Source organism: Hyalangium gracile (assembly GCF_020103725.1).
In the GTDB taxonomy this organism is placed as follows: domain Bacteria; phylum Myxococcota; class Myxococcia; order Myxococcales; family Myxococcaceae; genus Hyalangium; species Hyalangium gracile.
The window spans coordinates 1-13627 of the sequence record NZ_JAHXBG010000031.1; the positions used below are offsets into that span (position 1 = coordinate 1).

At 69.7% G+C, this 13627-nt stretch carries 15 protein-coding genes; 8 read left to right on the top strand and 7 right to left on the bottom strand.

Annotated features, from left to right (window positions below; genetic code table 11):
* The 5 genes from KY572_RS48265 to KY572_RS39945 form a co-directional block, all read right to left on the bottom strand.
* Nucleotides 1-98, bottom strand: a 98-nt coding sequence (locus KY572_RS48265) for a type IV pilus modification PilV family protein (RefSeq protein ID WP_407660092.1), incomplete at its 3' end; no start/stop codon positions are given.
* Between the two features lie 14 nt (nt 99-112).
* On the bottom strand, nt 113-871 hold the full coding sequence (locus tag KY572_RS39930; protein ID WP_224248990.1) for a pilus assembly FimT family protein: 759 nt from the start codon (nt 869-871) through the stop codon (nt 113-115).
* A 156-nt stretch (nt 872-1027) separates the two neighbouring features.
* Nucleotides 1028-2917, bottom strand: a complete 1890-nt coding sequence (locus KY572_RS39935; RefSeq protein WP_224248991.1) for an FTR1 family protein — start codon at nt 2915-2917, stop codon at nt 1028-1030.
* A 100-nt stretch (nt 2918-3017) separates the two neighbouring features.
* On the bottom strand, nt 3018-3506 hold the full coding sequence (locus tag KY572_RS39940) for a dihydrofolate reductase (RefSeq protein WP_224248992.1): 489 nt from the start codon (nt 3504-3506) through the stop codon (nt 3018-3020).
* Entirely contained in the window at nt 3503-4297 is a 795-nt protein-coding gene (locus tag KY572_RS39945) for a thymidylate synthase (protein WP_224248993.1), read from the bottom strand. The genes KY572_RS39940 and KY572_RS39945 overlap by 4 nt, the downstream gene beginning before the upstream one ends.
* Nucleotides 4298-4312: 15 nt before the next feature.
* Here KY572_RS39945 and KY572_RS39950 point away from each other — a divergent pair, with 15 nt between their 5' ends.
* From KY572_RS39950 to KY572_RS39960, 3 genes are read left to right on the top strand one after another with little or no spacing between them, the layout of a single operon-like run.
* Nucleotides 4313-4873, top strand: coding sequence for a cob(I)yrinic acid a,c-diamide adenosyltransferase (locus KY572_RS39950; protein ID WP_224248994.1), 561 nt, complete (start codon nt 4313-4315; stop codon nt 4871-4873).
* A gap of 37 nt (nt 4874-4910) precedes the next feature.
* Entirely contained in the window at nt 4911-5930 is a 1020-nt protein-coding gene (queG, locus tag KY572_RS39955) for a tRNA epoxyqueuosine(34) reductase QueG (RefSeq protein ID WP_224248995.1), read from the top strand.
* The gene (locus KY572_RS39960) at nt 5927-6868 is read left to right on the top strand and encodes a DMT family transporter (RefSeq protein WP_317987964.1); all 942 of its coding nucleotides are present in this window, start codon (nt 5927-5929) and stop codon (nt 6866-6868) included. The genes queG and KY572_RS39960 overlap by 4 nt, the downstream gene beginning before the upstream one ends.
* A gap of 12 nt (nt 6869-6880) precedes the next feature.
* Here the strand turns inward: KY572_RS39960 and KY572_RS39965 are convergent, their stop codons facing one another.
* Entirely contained in the window at nt 6881-7645 is a 765-nt protein-coding gene (locus KY572_RS39965) for a hypothetical protein (protein ID WP_224248997.1), read from the bottom strand.
* Between the two features lie 87 nt (nt 7646-7732).
* Between KY572_RS39965 and KY572_RS39970 the strand changes: the two genes are divergently transcribed.
* The 3 genes from KY572_RS39970 (at nt 7733) to rd (ending at nt 10018) form a co-directional block, all read left to right on the top strand.
* On the top strand, nt 7733-8620 hold the full coding sequence (locus KY572_RS39970) for an MTAP family purine nucleoside phosphorylase (RefSeq protein ID WP_224248998.1): 888 nt from the start codon (nt 7733-7735) through the stop codon (nt 8618-8620).
* Nucleotides 8621-8729: 109 nt separating this feature from the next.
* Nucleotides 8730-9776 (top strand): YihY/virulence factor BrkB family protein, encoded by a 1047-nt coding sequence (locus KY572_RS39975; protein ID WP_224248999.1) that lies wholly within the window; start codon nt 8730-8732, stop codon nt 9774-9776.
* A gap of 71 nt (nt 9777-9847) precedes the next feature.
* The gene (gene rd / locus KY572_RS39980; RefSeq protein ID WP_224249000.1) at nt 9848-10018 is read left to right on the top strand and encodes a rubredoxin; all 171 of its coding nucleotides are present in this window, start codon (nt 9848-9850) and stop codon (nt 10016-10018) included.
* Between the two features lie 48 nt (nt 10019-10066).
* On the opposite strand, the gene KY572_RS39985 is transcribed toward rd, so the two are convergent.
* The gene (locus KY572_RS39985) at nt 10067-10891 is read right to left on the bottom strand and encodes a M48 family metallopeptidase (protein WP_224249001.1); all 825 of its coding nucleotides are present in this window, start codon (nt 10889-10891) and stop codon (nt 10067-10069) included.
* Between the two features lie 250 nt (nt 10892-11141).
* Here KY572_RS39985 and ku point away from each other — a divergent pair, with 250 nt between their 5' ends.
* Together ku and KY572_RS39995 are read left to right on the top strand one after the other, a co-directional pair.
* Nucleotides 11142-12098: a non-homologous end joining protein Ku gene (gene ku, locus KY572_RS39990; RefSeq protein WP_224249002.1), complete on the top strand. Its 957-nt coding sequence runs from the start codon at nt 11142-11144 to the stop codon at nt 12096-12098.
* Between the two features lie 103 nt (nt 12099-12201).
* Nucleotides 12202-13626, top strand: a complete 1425-nt coding sequence (locus tag KY572_RS39995; RefSeq protein ID WP_224249003.1) for an adenylate/guanylate cyclase domain-containing protein — start codon at nt 12202-12204, stop codon at nt 13624-13626.
* The last annotated feature ends 1 nt before the right edge of the window (nt 13627 follow it).

Consider the following 13627-nt stretch of genomic DNA (forward strand, 5'->3'; position numbering starts at 1 on the left):
ATCTGCATGACGCCCAGGATGCCGACGGAGAAGACGACCAGGGCGGCCATGGCCTCGATGAGGCTGGTGCCGCGAGGGGATGAGCGCGAACGGTTCATGTGGACGCAACCTCCTAGAAGACGACGGCGGCGCCCGCGGGCGCGGAGACGGTGAGCAGCTTGGGCGTGAAGCCCTTCTCATCCTCGGTGCTGGGAGCGAAGGCGATCACGGCGCCCGAAGGCACGTTGCCCGTCATCACCTTCATGGTTCCGTCGGAGTTGAAGCGCAGCACGCCGTAGGGGCGGCCCGAGGGGCTCACACAGAAGTTGCAGCCGGCCGCCAAGTCCTGCGTGGGCTTGTTCAGCTCGGAGGGCGTGGTCTGCGGCGTGGTGAGCGGGATGGCGCTGAAGGGCGCCGGCAGCGGCTTGGTGATGCGGTTGGAGTCCAGGTCCAGGAAGGCCAGCCCACCCGAGTCCATGCCCGAACTCGCCGCCAGCACCAGCTGGTCGTGGATGGTGGCGTTGCGCGTCTCCAGGGTGTTGTTTGGCAGGGTGCGCGTGTAGGCCAGCACCACGTCCGGCTCCTGGGTCAGGTCCAGCGCGTTCCAGCTGATCGCGGTCCCGTCATCGGGGCGCTCCAGGAGCAGGAGGCGCAGCCGGTTGTCGGGCGTCTGGTGGATGAAGATGTAGTGGGGCGAGCCGCGGCTGATGGCACGCATCTGCGCGCTGTTGATCATCGCCGTCATGTCGAACACGGCGTTGTTCATCCGCGCCTTGCCCATGCCGTAGACCATGAAGGTCACGGCCAGGGCGGCCAGGATGATGAGGATGACGACCGCGGTCATCACCTCGATCAGCGTGAAGCCTCGGCGGAGTCGGGTTCGTGCGGGCATGCGAGGTCCTCCTGCGATGCCTCGCCTGTCGCAAAGAGCGGGCCGGCTCGGGCCCCGTGCAAAGCTGCGGAACCACGCGTGTGGGCGCGGCGCGCCTATGCAGCCCGTTGCGGGCCGCACCTCGCAAACTTTGCACGCCTCGGGGAGTGTCTTCCGCTAGACGAGCGGCGCTCCCGCCCCGCCTTGATCCTGGGAGGCGGGAGTCGTCATCCGCGCGTTGCGGCCGCGGCGCAGCAGCATGAACACCACGGGCCCGAGCGCCAGCAGCAGCTGAGGCACGAGCGAGACCGCATCCGGGTAGACGCCGAGCACCTCCACCTTGACGAAGGGGATGGGCATCAGCGGCAGCAGGGCCACCTCCTGCAGCGCGTGCAGGCCCTTGCCCAGCAGCAGCACGGCGGTGATGACGAGCACCACGGTGGACACGTTGAAGAGCGTCTTCATGGGCAGCCGGTAGCCCACGCGGTTCACGAAGAGCACCAGCGCCAGCAGCGCCACGCCGCCCGCCAGCGAGCCCCAGGCCACGCCCGCCGTCGAGTCCAGCGCCAGGCCCTGGAGGAACACCGCCGTCTCGAAGCTCTCGCGCAGCACCGCGGTGAAGGCGATGGTGAACAGGCCCAGCGTGCTGCCGCTGCCCAGCGCGCCCTGCATCTTCTGGCGCAGCTCGCCCATGAAGCGGCTCATGTTGGCGCGCGCGTTGAGCCACAGCGCCGCGTACACCAGCATGCCCACCGCCACGAGCGCGGTGACACCCTCGAGCATCTCGCGGTTGGCTCCGGCCAGCAGGCGCCGCCCGAAGAGGAAGGCCAGCGCTCCCACCACGAGCGCGGACACCCAGCCCGCGTGCACCACGCGCACCTGTCCCATCGCCTGCATCTTGCGCAGCGCCGCCAGCAGCGCTCCGACGATGATGGTGGCCTCGAAGCCCTCGCGCAGCAGGATGAAGAAGGTGAGCCAGAGCACGGACCACATGTCCGCCGCCGTGCCGCTGCCCCGCCGGGCCTGATCCAGCAGCGTCAGCAGCTCGCGCCCCTCATCCTGCAGGTGCGGGCTGTTGCGCTCGGCCGCGAGCCGGGACTTGAGGAACGCCTGCTCCAGCCTGTCCACCAGCGCCGCGTCCCGGGCGCGCAGCTTCACCTCCACGGGCTCCAGGCCGTTGAGGTAGCCCTCCAGCAGCTCGGCGCGCGCGCCCAGCATGTCGCCCGCGGCACCCTTGCGCAGCGCCTCCTCCACGTGGGTGCGCGCCACCAGCAGCGAGCGCTCCTCGTCCGCGTCCGGCAGCTTCTGCCGCAGGCACGCCAGGTTCTTATCCCCGTGCTCGGCGGCGAGATCCGGATCCGTGGCCGTGGCCAGCCGCTCCAGGGACACGCTGGGCGGAGTGCCCTCGCACGGAGGCTGGCGCAGGGTGAAGACGAAGAAGGCGAGCGACCAGCGCTGCTCCTCGGAGAGCGTGGGGAAGCCCGGCATCGCCGTGCCCGGCACGCCGAAGCTGATGGTGTTGAAGGCCTTGTACGGCATCAGCCCGGCCATCGTGGCCGGGTCATGGAAGTTGGCGGGCTTGGGGTCCATCGTCTGCGCGATGGGCACGTCGCCGCGGCCATCCGCGCCGTGGCAGGCGGCGCAGGACACCTTGAAGAGCTCCGCGCCCTGCGCGAGCTTCGGCGGCTGGCGCGGGCTGCGCGACAGGCCACCGGCGAGCACCAGATCCTCCACCAGCGCGCCGCAGTCCTTGCTGACGCCCTCTGGGTCCTTCCCCTGGTCCACCCGCGCCTTCACGTCCTGGATTCGCGGCAGGAAGCCCGCTCCGGCCGGCCCCAGCTCCCGGGCGGCTTCTGCGGCCTCGGCGATGAAGCTCTTCTGCTCGGCCAGCTCGAACTCGGACTGGGTCTCGATGGCGTTCGGGTAGTCCGCCTCCAGGTACTGGAGGATGCCCACGAGCCGGTGCCACGTGCGGGTATCGGACGACTCGCTCCCACCCTCGGCCCCCGCGGTCAGGGGCAGTGCGAGCAGCAGCGACAACAGGGCCAGGGCACGGGTGCGGTTCACAGGCTCACTTGTAGCAGCTTGAGGCCCGTGTCTCAATTTTGAGAATCAAAGTCAAAATTCGCGAGGGTGCGGCGCATCCGTTTCTACAAGCAGGCGCGCCTCAGCGCTCGCGCTCGTAGGTGAGGAAGGCGTAGGGGAGGGCGTCCGCCGTGGCGGCGGGGTGGTGCTCCTCCTCGAGCAGCTTCCACGTGGAGAGGTCCACCTCTGGGAAGCGGGTGTCGCCGGGGATGTCCCGCTCGATGCGGGTGAGGTAGAGCCTGTCCAGCCGCCCCATCGTCTGCGCGTAGAGCTCCGCGCCCCCGGCGATGAAGACCTCGTCCTCGCCCTGGGCGAGTGTGAGCGCCTCGTCCACCGAGTGGGCCACCTTCACGCCCGCGGGCGCGTAGCCCGGCTGGCGCGTCACGACTATCATCGTCCGGCCTGGGAGCGGACGGCCGATGGACTCGTACGTCTTGCGGCCGAGGACGAGCGTGTGGCCCATCGTCACCCGCTTGAAGCGCGCGAGGTCCGCGGGCAGCCGCCACGGGAGCTGGTTGTTGACGCCGATCACCCGGTTGGCCGCCATGGCGACGATGGCCGACAGCTTCATACGGCCACGGGCGCCTTGATGGCGGGGTGCGGCTCGTAGCCCTCGAGCGTGAAGTCCTCGTACTTGAAGGCGAACAGGTCCTTCACGTCCGGGTTGAGCTTCATCCGGGGCAGCGGGCGCGGCTCACGCGAGAGCTGCGTCCGAGCCTGCTCCACGTGGTTGAGGTAGAGGTGCGCGTCGCCGATGGTGTGGATGAACTCGTGCGGGGTGAGCCCCGTCACCTGGGCCACCATCATCGTCAGCAGCGAGTAGGAGGCGATGTTGAAGGGCAGCCCGAGGAAGATGTCCGCGCTGCGCTGGTAGAGCTGGCAGGACAGGCGCCCGTCCGCCACGTAGAACTGGAAGAGCACGTGGCAGGGCGGCAGCTTCATGGAGGGCAGGTCCGCCACGTTCCACGCGCTGACGATGTGGCGCCGCGAGTCCGGGTTCTTGCGCAGGCCCTCGACGAGGATGCGCATCTGGTCGATGTGCTCGCCGTTGGGCGCGGACCACGAGCGCCACTGGTGCCCGTAGACGGGGCCGAGGTTGCCCTGGGCATCGGCCCACTCGTCCCAGATGGTGACGCCGTTCGCCTGGAGCGAGCGCACGCTGGTGTCACCCTGGAGCATCCACAGCAGCTCGTGGATGATGGACTTCAGGTGGAGCTTCTTGGTGGTCACCACCGGGAAGCCCTGGGTGAGATCGAACCGCAGCTGGTGGCCGAAGACGCTCAGCGTGCCGGTGCCGGTCCGGTCACTTTTCTTCGTTCCGTGCTTGAGAACGTGTTCGAGCAGCGCGAGGTAGGGTTTCATGGCAGGTTCGAGGGCATGAAGATCTACACGAAGACGGGGGACGCTGGGGAAACGGGTTTGTTCGGAGGCGGGCGCGTTCCAAAAGACGACGAACGGGTCGATGCGTACGGCGAGGTGGATGAGCTGAACGCGACACTCGGGCTGGCGCGCAGCCTCTCGATGCCTCCGGACCTGGACGGGCTGCTCCAGCGCCTGCAGGACCAGCTGTTCACGGTGGGTGCGGCGCTGGCCACACCCATGGGCACCAAGGCGTCGGCGCACATCCCCACGCTCAAGCCCGAGTGGGTGGAGGCCATGGAGAAGGCCATCGACGGCTTCGAGGCCGAGCTGCCCGCCATGACACACTTCATCCTCCCCGGGGGCACCCAGGCGTCCAGCGCGCTGCACCTGGCGAGGACGGTGTGCCGGCGGGCGGAGCGGCGAGTCGTCCCGCTGCTGCGCGAGGGGAAGGTCCCCACCGAGGTGGGTGTTTTCCTCAATCGGCTCTCGGACCTGCTCTTCGTCCTGGCCCGGGTGGCCAACCACCGGGAAGGCGTCCCAGATGTGAAGTGGATACCGGAGAAGCCTCAGAAGTAGCTCCTTGCGGCCCGGGGAGCGTTAGAAGAGACGTGACGTGAACCCGCTCCCCACCGCCTACCTGCGCCAGCTCTCCGAGGCCGTTGGCTTCGATCTGGTCGGCTTCGCTCGCGCCGAGCCCATCCCGCCCGAGTCGCTCTTGTCGTGGATCGAGGCGGGCTACGCGGCGGACATGGACTGGATGACGGAGCGGGCGGCCGAGCGGCTCGATGTCTCCCAGCTCCTGCCGGGGGCGAAGACGGTGGTGGCCTTCGCCAACAACTACTACCGGAACGATGCGGAGGCGGAGGGCTCGCCCATCGCCCGGTACGCGCGAGGGAGGGACTACCACTCGACGCTGCGGGACCGGATGAAGGCCTTCCGCAAGGCGGTCCAGGAGACGTACCCGGGTATCGGCACCTACGGGAGCGTGGACAGCGGCCCGCTGATGGAGAAGGTGTGGGCGGCACGCGCGGGCCTGGGCTACGTGGGCAAGAACGGGTGCTTCATCACCGAGCCCTTTGGCTCCTGGGTGCTGCTGGCCACGGTGGTGCTGGACGCGGAGGTGGACGCCTACGGCAACGGCCCGCTGGCGGACCGGTGCGGATACTGCCGCAAGTGCCTCATGTCCTGCCCCACGGGCGCGCTGGTGGGTAACGGCCGGGTGGATGCGCGCGCGTGCCTCTCGTACCAGACGATCGAGAACCGCGAGCGCGAGGTGCCCGAGTCCTTCCGCGTGGAGATGGACAACCTCGTCTTCGGCTGCGACATCTGCCAGGACGTGTGTCCGCTCAACCGGCGGCCCGTGTTCGCGGAGCACCCGCGCTTCGCTCCGCGCGCAGTGGCGGGCCTGGGCGTGATGGAGCTGGCCGGGCTGACCCCCGAGCAGTACCAGAAGTTCATCCCGGGCACGGCGCTGGCGCGGGCCCACTACGATGGGCTGCGGCGCAACGCCGTCTATGCGCTGGGTGCGGCGCGGGAGGCGAACGCTCGACAGCTGCTCGAAAAGCTCAGCGGGGACTCGAGCGAACTGGTACGTAGCGCCGCGCAATGGGCGCTTCGACAGCTCGTGCAGTGAGCGACGCATCACCTTCCCCGACACCGCTCGGAAGGGTTTATGCGGCGCTGCTCTTCCAGGTGCTCATCAGCGCGGGGACGTACCTGGCCGCCAAGCGGGCCATGGAGGAGCTGTCTCCCGCGACGACGATCCTCTGGCGGTTCCTGATCAGCGGGGCGATGTTCGTGCTGCTGCTCCTGGTGACGCCCGGCCCGAAGCTGCCGCCGCGCTCGGAGTGGCGGAAGACGCTATGGCTCGGGCTGCTGGCGGGCCCGGTGAACCAGCTGCTGTTCTTCACGGGGCTGGCGCGCACTCCGGCGGCGCATGGGGCGCTGCTGTACGCGATGACGCCGCTGGGCGTGTACGTGACGAGCCTCATCCAGGGCCAGGAGCGGTCCTCCGCGCGAGCGGTGGCGGGCATCGTCACGGCGTTCACGGGCGTGGTGGTGCTCCTGCTGGGCCGCGGGCTGGCCAGCGCGCGCGGTTCGCTGATGGGGGACCTGCTCATCCTGGGCGCGGTGGTGGCGTGGGTGCTCTACACGACGGAGGGGCGTCCCTTCGCGGCGAGCCACGGGCCCATCCGGGCGACGGCGTGGAGCATGGTGGCGGCGACGCTGCTGATGCTCCCGATAGCGCCCTTCGCGCTTCAGCCCGCCCAGGTGCTGAACGCGAGCCTGGCCGCGCAGGGCTCCGTGCTGTACGTCGCGCTGCTCACCTCGGTGGTGGCGTACCTGCTCTGGTACTACGCGCTGTCCAAGGCGCCCGCGTCGAAGGTGGCCATCTTCTCCAACCTGCAGCCGGTGGCCACGGCGCTGGCCGCCTGGGCGCTGCTGGGAGAGGAGCCGCACTGGGAGCTGGCGGTGGGCGGCGTGCTCGTCATCGTCGGCGTCCGGCTCACGCAGGGCGCGAAGGTGCAGCCTGCCCCCTCGACAGCGCCAGAGGAGCGTCCGTCCCGCTGAACTTGGGGCGCGTCAGTCCCCGTTGGGGTCCCACTCGGAGATGTCCTTCTTGGGCTCGGGAGGCGGCTTCGGGCGCGGCGGCTCCACCCGGGGCGCGGGCTTCGGCGGCGGCGGTGGAGCCGGCGGCTCCTCCGCGAGCAGTGGATCCGATTCCTCCGCGGCCGTGGACGCGACCGCGGGCTCGGACTTTCCAGAGGACTTGGAGTCCGAGGGCCTGCTCGGCTCGGAGCTGTCGGTGGACTCGGGCTCCTTCGTGGGCTCGGGCTCCGGCTCGCTTGCCCGGTAGACGCCGCGGCGCGCCGTAGGCTGGGCGGGCTCGCTCGGTGTCGAGGCCGTCGCTGCCGGCTTCTTCTCCGCGGGCGAGCTCTTGCTGGCGGGCTTCTCCGAGCTGTCTTCCGAGGCGCGGTAGATACCGGAACGCGTGCCGCTGCTCGAGGAGGCCGGGGCGTCATCGCGCCACGACTTGTCGTCCTCGGAGTACCGGGCGGGCTCCTCGGGGGGCGCAGAGGGCGGCGGGGGCCCATTGTCCGGCGTGATGCCCAGGCTCTCCCGCTCCTGGAGCGCAAAGTGCCGGTCCCGACACAGGTCGTACTTCTCCTTGCAGCGCTGCAGACAGTTGCCAAGCTTGGCGTAGGTGCGCGAGCTGCTGCCGTACTCGACGGTGCAGTCCTCCCGACAGTCGGAGTTGTCGTCCTTGCAGCCGGAGGGGGCTGACGAGCCCTGAGCGAAGGCCGGCGCGGCCAGGAGGGTGAGCCACAGCAGCGGAAGTGCACGCATGACGGGGCGAGAAGTTAGCAGTCTTTACCCCCCTCTGGCTCGGGGGCCGCGCTATCGTCCCCGCCACCAGCGCCGTGGAGGACACACATGGCAGGCATCCGGATGGGCATCATTGGTGGCGCCGGGCTCCTGGAGTCGCTGGCGGCCACGGGTCGGGCGGATCCGCACATCATCGAGACCCCCTTCGGACCCACCTCCGGCCCCCTCTACACCCTGGAGCTCGAGGGCGTCTCGGTGGCCGCGGTGGCGCGCCACGGCGCCGGACACCAGTTCAGCCCCACCCGCGTCCCCTACCGGGCCAACCTCTTCGCCCTCAAGGTGCTGGGCGTCTCCCACGTCCTCGCCTACGGCATGGTGGGCAGCCTCCGCGAGCACATCCACCCGCGCCACCTCGTCATCCCGGATCAGGTCATCGACCGCACCTACCGGCGGCCCTGCACCTTCTATGACGACCTGGTGGTGCACGTGGAGATGACCTCTCCCTTCTGCGAGACGCTGCGGCACGTCCTCATCCAGGCGGCCGACGGCAACGACACCCAGCTGCACCCCCAGGGGACGTACGTCTGCATCGAGGGCCCGGCGCTCAGCACCCGCGCCGAGAGCGTCATGTACCGCACCTGGGGCGGAGACCTGATCGGCATGACGGCGATGCCCGAGGCCAAGCTCGCTCGCGAGGCGGAGCTGCACTACGCGCTGGTCGCCGTGCCCACCGACTACGAGTCCTGGCAGCCGGCCGCCAGCTCCGACGCGGAGGCGCTCAACGCCGCCCACTTCCAGAACCGCCAGGCCGCCAACGCCCACGCGCTGTCCCTCATCCGCCGGGCCCTGCCCCGGGTGGCTGCCGCGGCCTCTCGTTGCACCTGTGACTCCGCCCTGGCGCTGGGCATCTGGTCGGATCGCCGCCGCATCTCCAACGAGGTGCGCACCCGCCTGCGCCCGCTGCTGGGCAAGTACCTGCCGCCCGAAGTCGTCTGAAGGACAGAAGGAGAGCAGGGGCTCGCTCGCTCGCCTGCTGCACCCGGGCCACCCCATCCCCACCTTGCACTCCCCAAGCCAGGGGAGGCGAGCAAGCCAAGGGGGGCGGATGAGGTTGTTGAGGCTCAAGTACCTGACATGGCGCGAGTTCGGCCGGCGCTTCGTGAAGGAGTTCCAGGAGGACACCGTCACGGACTGCGCCGCGCAGCTCTCGTACTACTTCCTCTTCTCGCTCTTTCCGATCCTGTTCTGCCTCGTCACGCTGGTGGCCTACCTGCCCTTCGCGCACGGGGCGGTGGAGGAGATGATGCAGCGCATCGCTCCCCTGGTGCCGGCACAGGTGATGGCGCTGCTGGACGAGCACCTGCGCTCGCTGTTGAACCAGCCTCGGCCCAGGCTGCTCACCCTGGGCTTGGTGGTGGCGCTGTGGTCGGCCTCGCGCGGAGTGGACGCGCTGCGCAAGGCGCTCAACCTCGCCTACGACGTGCCCGAGTCTCGCCCCATCTGGAAGACGCAGGGCGTGGCGATGCTGATGACGCTGGTGGGCACGCTGCTCATCCCCGTGTCCTTCACCGTGTTCCTGCTGGGCGGCAAGGTGGGGGAGTGGCTCGCGGAGCGGCTGCACGTCGAGACCATCTTCTATCTCGTGTGGTCCTGGCTGCGCTGGCCCTTCACGGCCGCGCTGGTGATGCTGATGCTGGCGCTCTGCTACTACGTCCTGCCGGACGTGAAGCAGCGCTTCAAGTACATCACCCCCGGCTCGGTGATTGGCACGGTGCTGTGGCTGGGCAGCACCTGGGGCTTCACCCAGTACGTGGAGCACTTCGGCAAGTACAACGTCACGTATGGCTCCATCGGCGGCGTGGTGGTGCTGCTGCTGTGGCTCTACATCACCGGCCTCATCTTCATCGTCGGCGGCGAGCTGAACGCCATCCTCGAGCATGCCTCCCGGGACGCCAGGTCCAAGGCGAAGGGCGCACGAGCGCCGGGAGAGTCGCCGCCGCTCGAGCCGCCGCTCAAGACGCCGGGCGCGGCCAAGAGCGCCAGCAGCGCGCGCAAGACGCAGTTCGCCCGCTGGCGGTGGCGCCGGCGCGTGGCCCAGGGCAAGTCCCCCGAGCCCTCCAGCACCGAGCCTCCGAACCCCACGCTCCACTGAGTCGTGGCGCCAGGCGCTCCCTCTTCCGGCGCGGCACCGGCTAGGATGGGGCTCCCAAGGAGACTGTCCGAATGAAGAAGCGGTACCGGTGCCTCGCCTGCAGCCACGTGTACGACCCGGAGGAGGGAGACCCGGCCTCGGGCATCCCTCCCGGGACCGCCTTCGAGGATCTCCCGGCCGACTGGATCTGCCCGGACTGTGGCGCCACCAAGGCCGACTTCGAGCCGCTGGAAGAGTGGTAGCCAGGGCGCTCGCGGGCCCACCGCCCGGTGAGCCCGCGCACCCGGGGCCTACTTCCCGCCGAGCTTCTGCTTGATGGGCGCCAGCCGATCCGCGCCCACCTCCGTGCCGCTCAGCCCGTTCTGGGCGATGTACTTCTCCAGGTGGGCGATGCGGTCCGCGTTGGTGGGGTGCGTGCTCAGCCACTTGAGCACCCCCGGGGTGTTACCCTGCATCTGCTGGAGCTTCTGGAAGAAGGTGATGAGGCCTCGCGGATCGTAGTTCGAGCCGGCCGTGTACCTCGCGCCGTACTCGTCCGCCTCCGTCTCCTCGCTGCGGCCGTGCGCCAGCATCGCGCCGCCGCCCACCAGCTGCGCGGCGATCTGCGCCGCCGTGCCCGGATCCTTGCCCAGCGCCAGCTGGGTGATGGCCTGGATGCCGTACGCGTTCACCATCGCGCGCGCCGAGTGCCGGCCCACCACGTGGCCCGCCTCGTGCGCCAGCACGCCCACCACCTCCGCCTCGGTGCTGGCGGCCAGCAGCAGGCCCGTGTACACGTAGAGGTAGCCGCCCGGCGTGGCGAAGGCGTTCACCGTCTTCGGATCGTTGATGACGTTGACCTTCCACTTCACGCCCTTCCGGTCCCGGTTGGCCTGCTGGAGGATGGGCGTGGCGAGCCGGTTCACGTATTCCAGGATGGCCGGATCCTGGACGTACTGGATCTTCTCCTTCTGCTCGAGCTCCTGCTTCACCTGCAGGCCGAGCTGCTCCTCCTGCTCGTCGGTGATCAGGACATCGGCGACGGCCTTCTCCGCGGTGATGCGCTGCTTGGCACAGCCGGTGGAGAGGCCCGCCGCGACGGTGAGGCCCAGGAATACCGAGAGGATGCGCTGCATAGAGACGTCTCTTCCTTTCCTGACGCTGCGTGAGAGTCGCCGGACTCGTAGTCAGAGGCCCGGGTGGCGGCAAGCATCTCGTGCCGCCCTTTCTCACGGGACGGAGGGAGGTGGCGGGTATGCAACGCTCGTCGCGGCATGCCCCCCTGGCCGTTGCCCCACCGGGGTGCCGGGCGACCCTTGTCTCTACCGGGAGCGGGATGGACGTTTGAAGCCGGCGATCCGCGCACGGACGCCAGGGAGGCCCGAGATGTCACGTCCTTGCTGGGTCGGCTCACTGAGCTTCGGTCTGGTCCATGTGCCGGTGAGGCTCTACGCCGCGGTGGAGCCCAAGCAGGTCCGCTTCCATCTGCTGCACGAGGCGGACGGAGCGCGCATCCGACAGAAACGCGTGTGCTCGGTGGACGGAGAGGAGGTGCCGCTCGACGAGGTGGTGAAGGGCTACGAGCTGCGTAAGGGCCAGTACGTCGAGGTGACGCGGGGCGAGCTGGAGGCGTTCGATCCCAGGTCCAGCCGCATCATCGAGCTGGAGGACTTCGTGGAGCTCGAGGACATAGATCCTGTGTTCTACGAGGCCAACTACCACCTGGTGCCGGAGATGGGCGCGGAGCGCCAGTACGCGCTGCTCGTCACCGCGCTGGCGCGCTCCGGCCGGGTCGGCATCGGGCGGCTGGTCATGCGCCACAAGGGGCACCTGTGCGTGGTGCGCCCGTTCGGCCGGGGCCTGGCGCTCTCCACGCTGTACTACGCGGAGGAGATGATCTCCCAGGACCTGCTGCCCGAGCTGTCCGTGGTGGGGCAGCGCCCCTCCGATCAAGAGGTGGAGATGGTGCTGCGCCTCATCGAGTCGCAGTCCAACACCTTCGAGCCTCGCCGCTACCACAACACCCACCGCGAGCGGCTCCTGGCCTTCCTGGATCGGCGCGCCCGGGCCCAGGCGAAGCTCGTCGAGCCGGTGCCCCCTGCCGCCCCCGCGCCGGATGCCCAGGCCACCGCGGAGCGGATGGAGGCGTTCCGGCGAATCGAGGAGGGGATTGCCGCGCTGCGTCAGGGCGGGCGCGGAGGCGCTCGGGCGGAGCGGCGGGCTGCCTCGCAGGGGGCGCTGCGGTACCGCCCGCAGGCGGCGCGCGAGGTCCGTAGTCGCCAGGGAGAAGGGGCGGAGCACTCCCGGTCTCGCACGGACAAGGGCGAGCGCGAGCCCACCTGAGCCCGAAGGTCCGGGGTCCCTCGGATTTCGACTCCCGTGCCCCGGCTCCTTACCGGGCGAGCGAGCATGCGGCGGCGGAAGGTGGCGGTTACCATGGGCCGCCATGTCCGTCGCGCTCGAAAACCGCCTCGAGGTTCTTCGCTCCCACCCCCGCTTCCGTCCCGAGACCGTCGAACGCTTCGCGCGCTTCCTCGCGAACGCGTCAGATGACGCCCTGTTCCGGACCAGCCCGCTGCACTTCGCCTCGGACGAGGGCGTGCCGGAGAACGAGGCCATCGACCTGTTCCTGCGCGCCACCCACGCGGGCATCCTGGAGTTCACCTGGGGCGTGCTGTGCCCCGGGTGTGGCTCGTTCCTGACGACGCCCGCGGCGCTGCGCTCGCTCCAGAGGGAGCGTGACTGCCAGATGTGCCGCGTCAGCATCCGGGCGGAGGACGACAACATGGAGGTGGCCTTCAGCGTGGCGCCCTCCGTGCGTCGCACCCGCTTCCACCAGCCCGAGGGGCTGGATCTGCGCAGGGATCTGCTGGCGCTGATGTTCTCCCAGAGCCGCACCATCTCGGACGACATCCGCAAGACGGTGTCCGAGTCCGTCCTGGATTCGATCTCCCTGCCGCCCGGCGGTGTCCACCGCTTCACCGCGAAGCTGGAAGCTGGGAAGGCCTACTTCCTGGCCGTGCCGCTCCACCACGTGTGGTGCGAGCTGCCGGCCGTCGCCGACCGGGGCACGAGCTCCGTCGAGGCGGAGCTGATCGACGGCCGACTGCTGCCGGGCCACGTCGAGGTGCGCGCGGGCGAAGTCACGGTGACGCTCCACAACCGCACGCCCGCCACGGCGCGGGTGGCGCTGGTGAAGTTCTGGTTCACCCAGGAGCAGATGTCCTGCGACACCAACGGGCCGCCGTCCATGCACCTGCGGCGCTACCTCAGCGGCAAGCGGCTGGTGACGCACCAGACGTTCCGCGAGCTGTTCCGCGCCGAGAGCATCCCCTCCGAGGGCGGGCTCGAGTTCAAGTCGCTGACGGTGCTCTTCACGGACCTGAAGGGCTCCACGGAGCTGTACGAGCGCATCGGCGACCTGCGCGCCTACGGGCTGGTCCGCGAGCACTTCAGCGTGCTGCGCGACATCATCGCCGAGCGGGGCGGCTCCATGGTGAAGACGATTGGCGACGCGGTGATGGCCAGCTTCGCCGAGCCCACGCCCGCGCTGGAGGCGGCCACGGCGATGACGCGCGAGGTGCGGCGGGTGGCGCGGGACGGCGCGCAGCTGCAGCTCAAGGTGGGCATGCACACCGGGCCCTGCATCGCGGTGGAGCTCAACGAGCGGCTGGACTACTTCGGCCAGACGGTGAACGTGGCCTCGCGCGTCCAGGGCGTGGCGGCCGCCGATGAGATCGCCATCACCGAGCCGGTGTACTCGGCCCCCGGAGCCCAGGACATCATCCGCGCCGCGGCGCTGAACGCCACGCGCGAGCGGGCGCTCCTCAAGGGCGTGGAGGGCGAGACGACCGTCTACCGGCTGCGCTGAA

What these genes read in the sequence shown, in the direction of transcription:
- KY572_RS39970 (WP_224248998.1), top strand. Translation starts at nt 7,733, where the DNA reads ATGGCAGGCATCCGGATGGGCATCATTGGTGGCGCCGGGCTCCTGGAG.
- rd (WP_224249000.1), top strand. Translation starts at nt 9,848, where the DNA reads ATGAAGAAGCGGTACCGGTGCCTCGCCTGCAGCCACGTGTACGACCCG.
- KY572_RS39985 (WP_224249001.1), bottom strand. Translation starts at nt 10,891, where the DNA reads ATGCAGCGCATCCTCTCGGTATTCCTGGGCCTCACCGTCGCGGCGGGC.
- KY572_RS39950 (WP_224248994.1), top strand. Translation starts at nt 4,313, where the DNA reads ATGAAGATCTACACGAAGACGGGGGACGCTGGGGAAACGGGTTTGTTC.
- KY572_RS39995 (WP_224249003.1), top strand. Translation starts at nt 12,202, where the DNA reads ATGTCCGTCGCGCTCGAAAACCGCCTCGAGGTTCTTCGCTCCCACCCC.
- KY572_RS39975 (WP_224248999.1), top strand. Translation starts at nt 8,730, where the DNA reads ATGAGGTTGTTGAGGCTCAAGTACCTGACATGGCGCGAGTTCGGCCGG.
- ku (WP_224249002.1), top strand. Translation starts at nt 11,142, where the DNA reads ATGTCACGTCCTTGCTGGGTCGGCTCACTGAGCTTCGGTCTGGTCCAT.
- KY572_RS39930 (WP_224248990.1), bottom strand. Translation starts at nt 871, where the DNA reads ATGCCCGCACGAACCCGACTCCGCCGAGGCTTCACGCTGATCGAGGTG.
- KY572_RS39940 (WP_224248992.1), bottom strand. Translation starts at nt 3,506, where the DNA reads ATGAAGCTGTCGGCCATCGTCGCCATGGCGGCCAACCGGGTGATCGGC.
- KY572_RS39945 (WP_224248993.1), bottom strand. Translation starts at nt 4,297, where the DNA reads ATGAAACCCTACCTCGCGCTGCTCGAACACGTTCTCAAGCACGGAACG.
- KY572_RS39965 (WP_224248997.1), bottom strand. Translation starts at nt 7,645, where the DNA reads ATGCGTGCACTTCCGCTGCTGTGGCTCACCCTCCTGGCCGCGCCGGCC.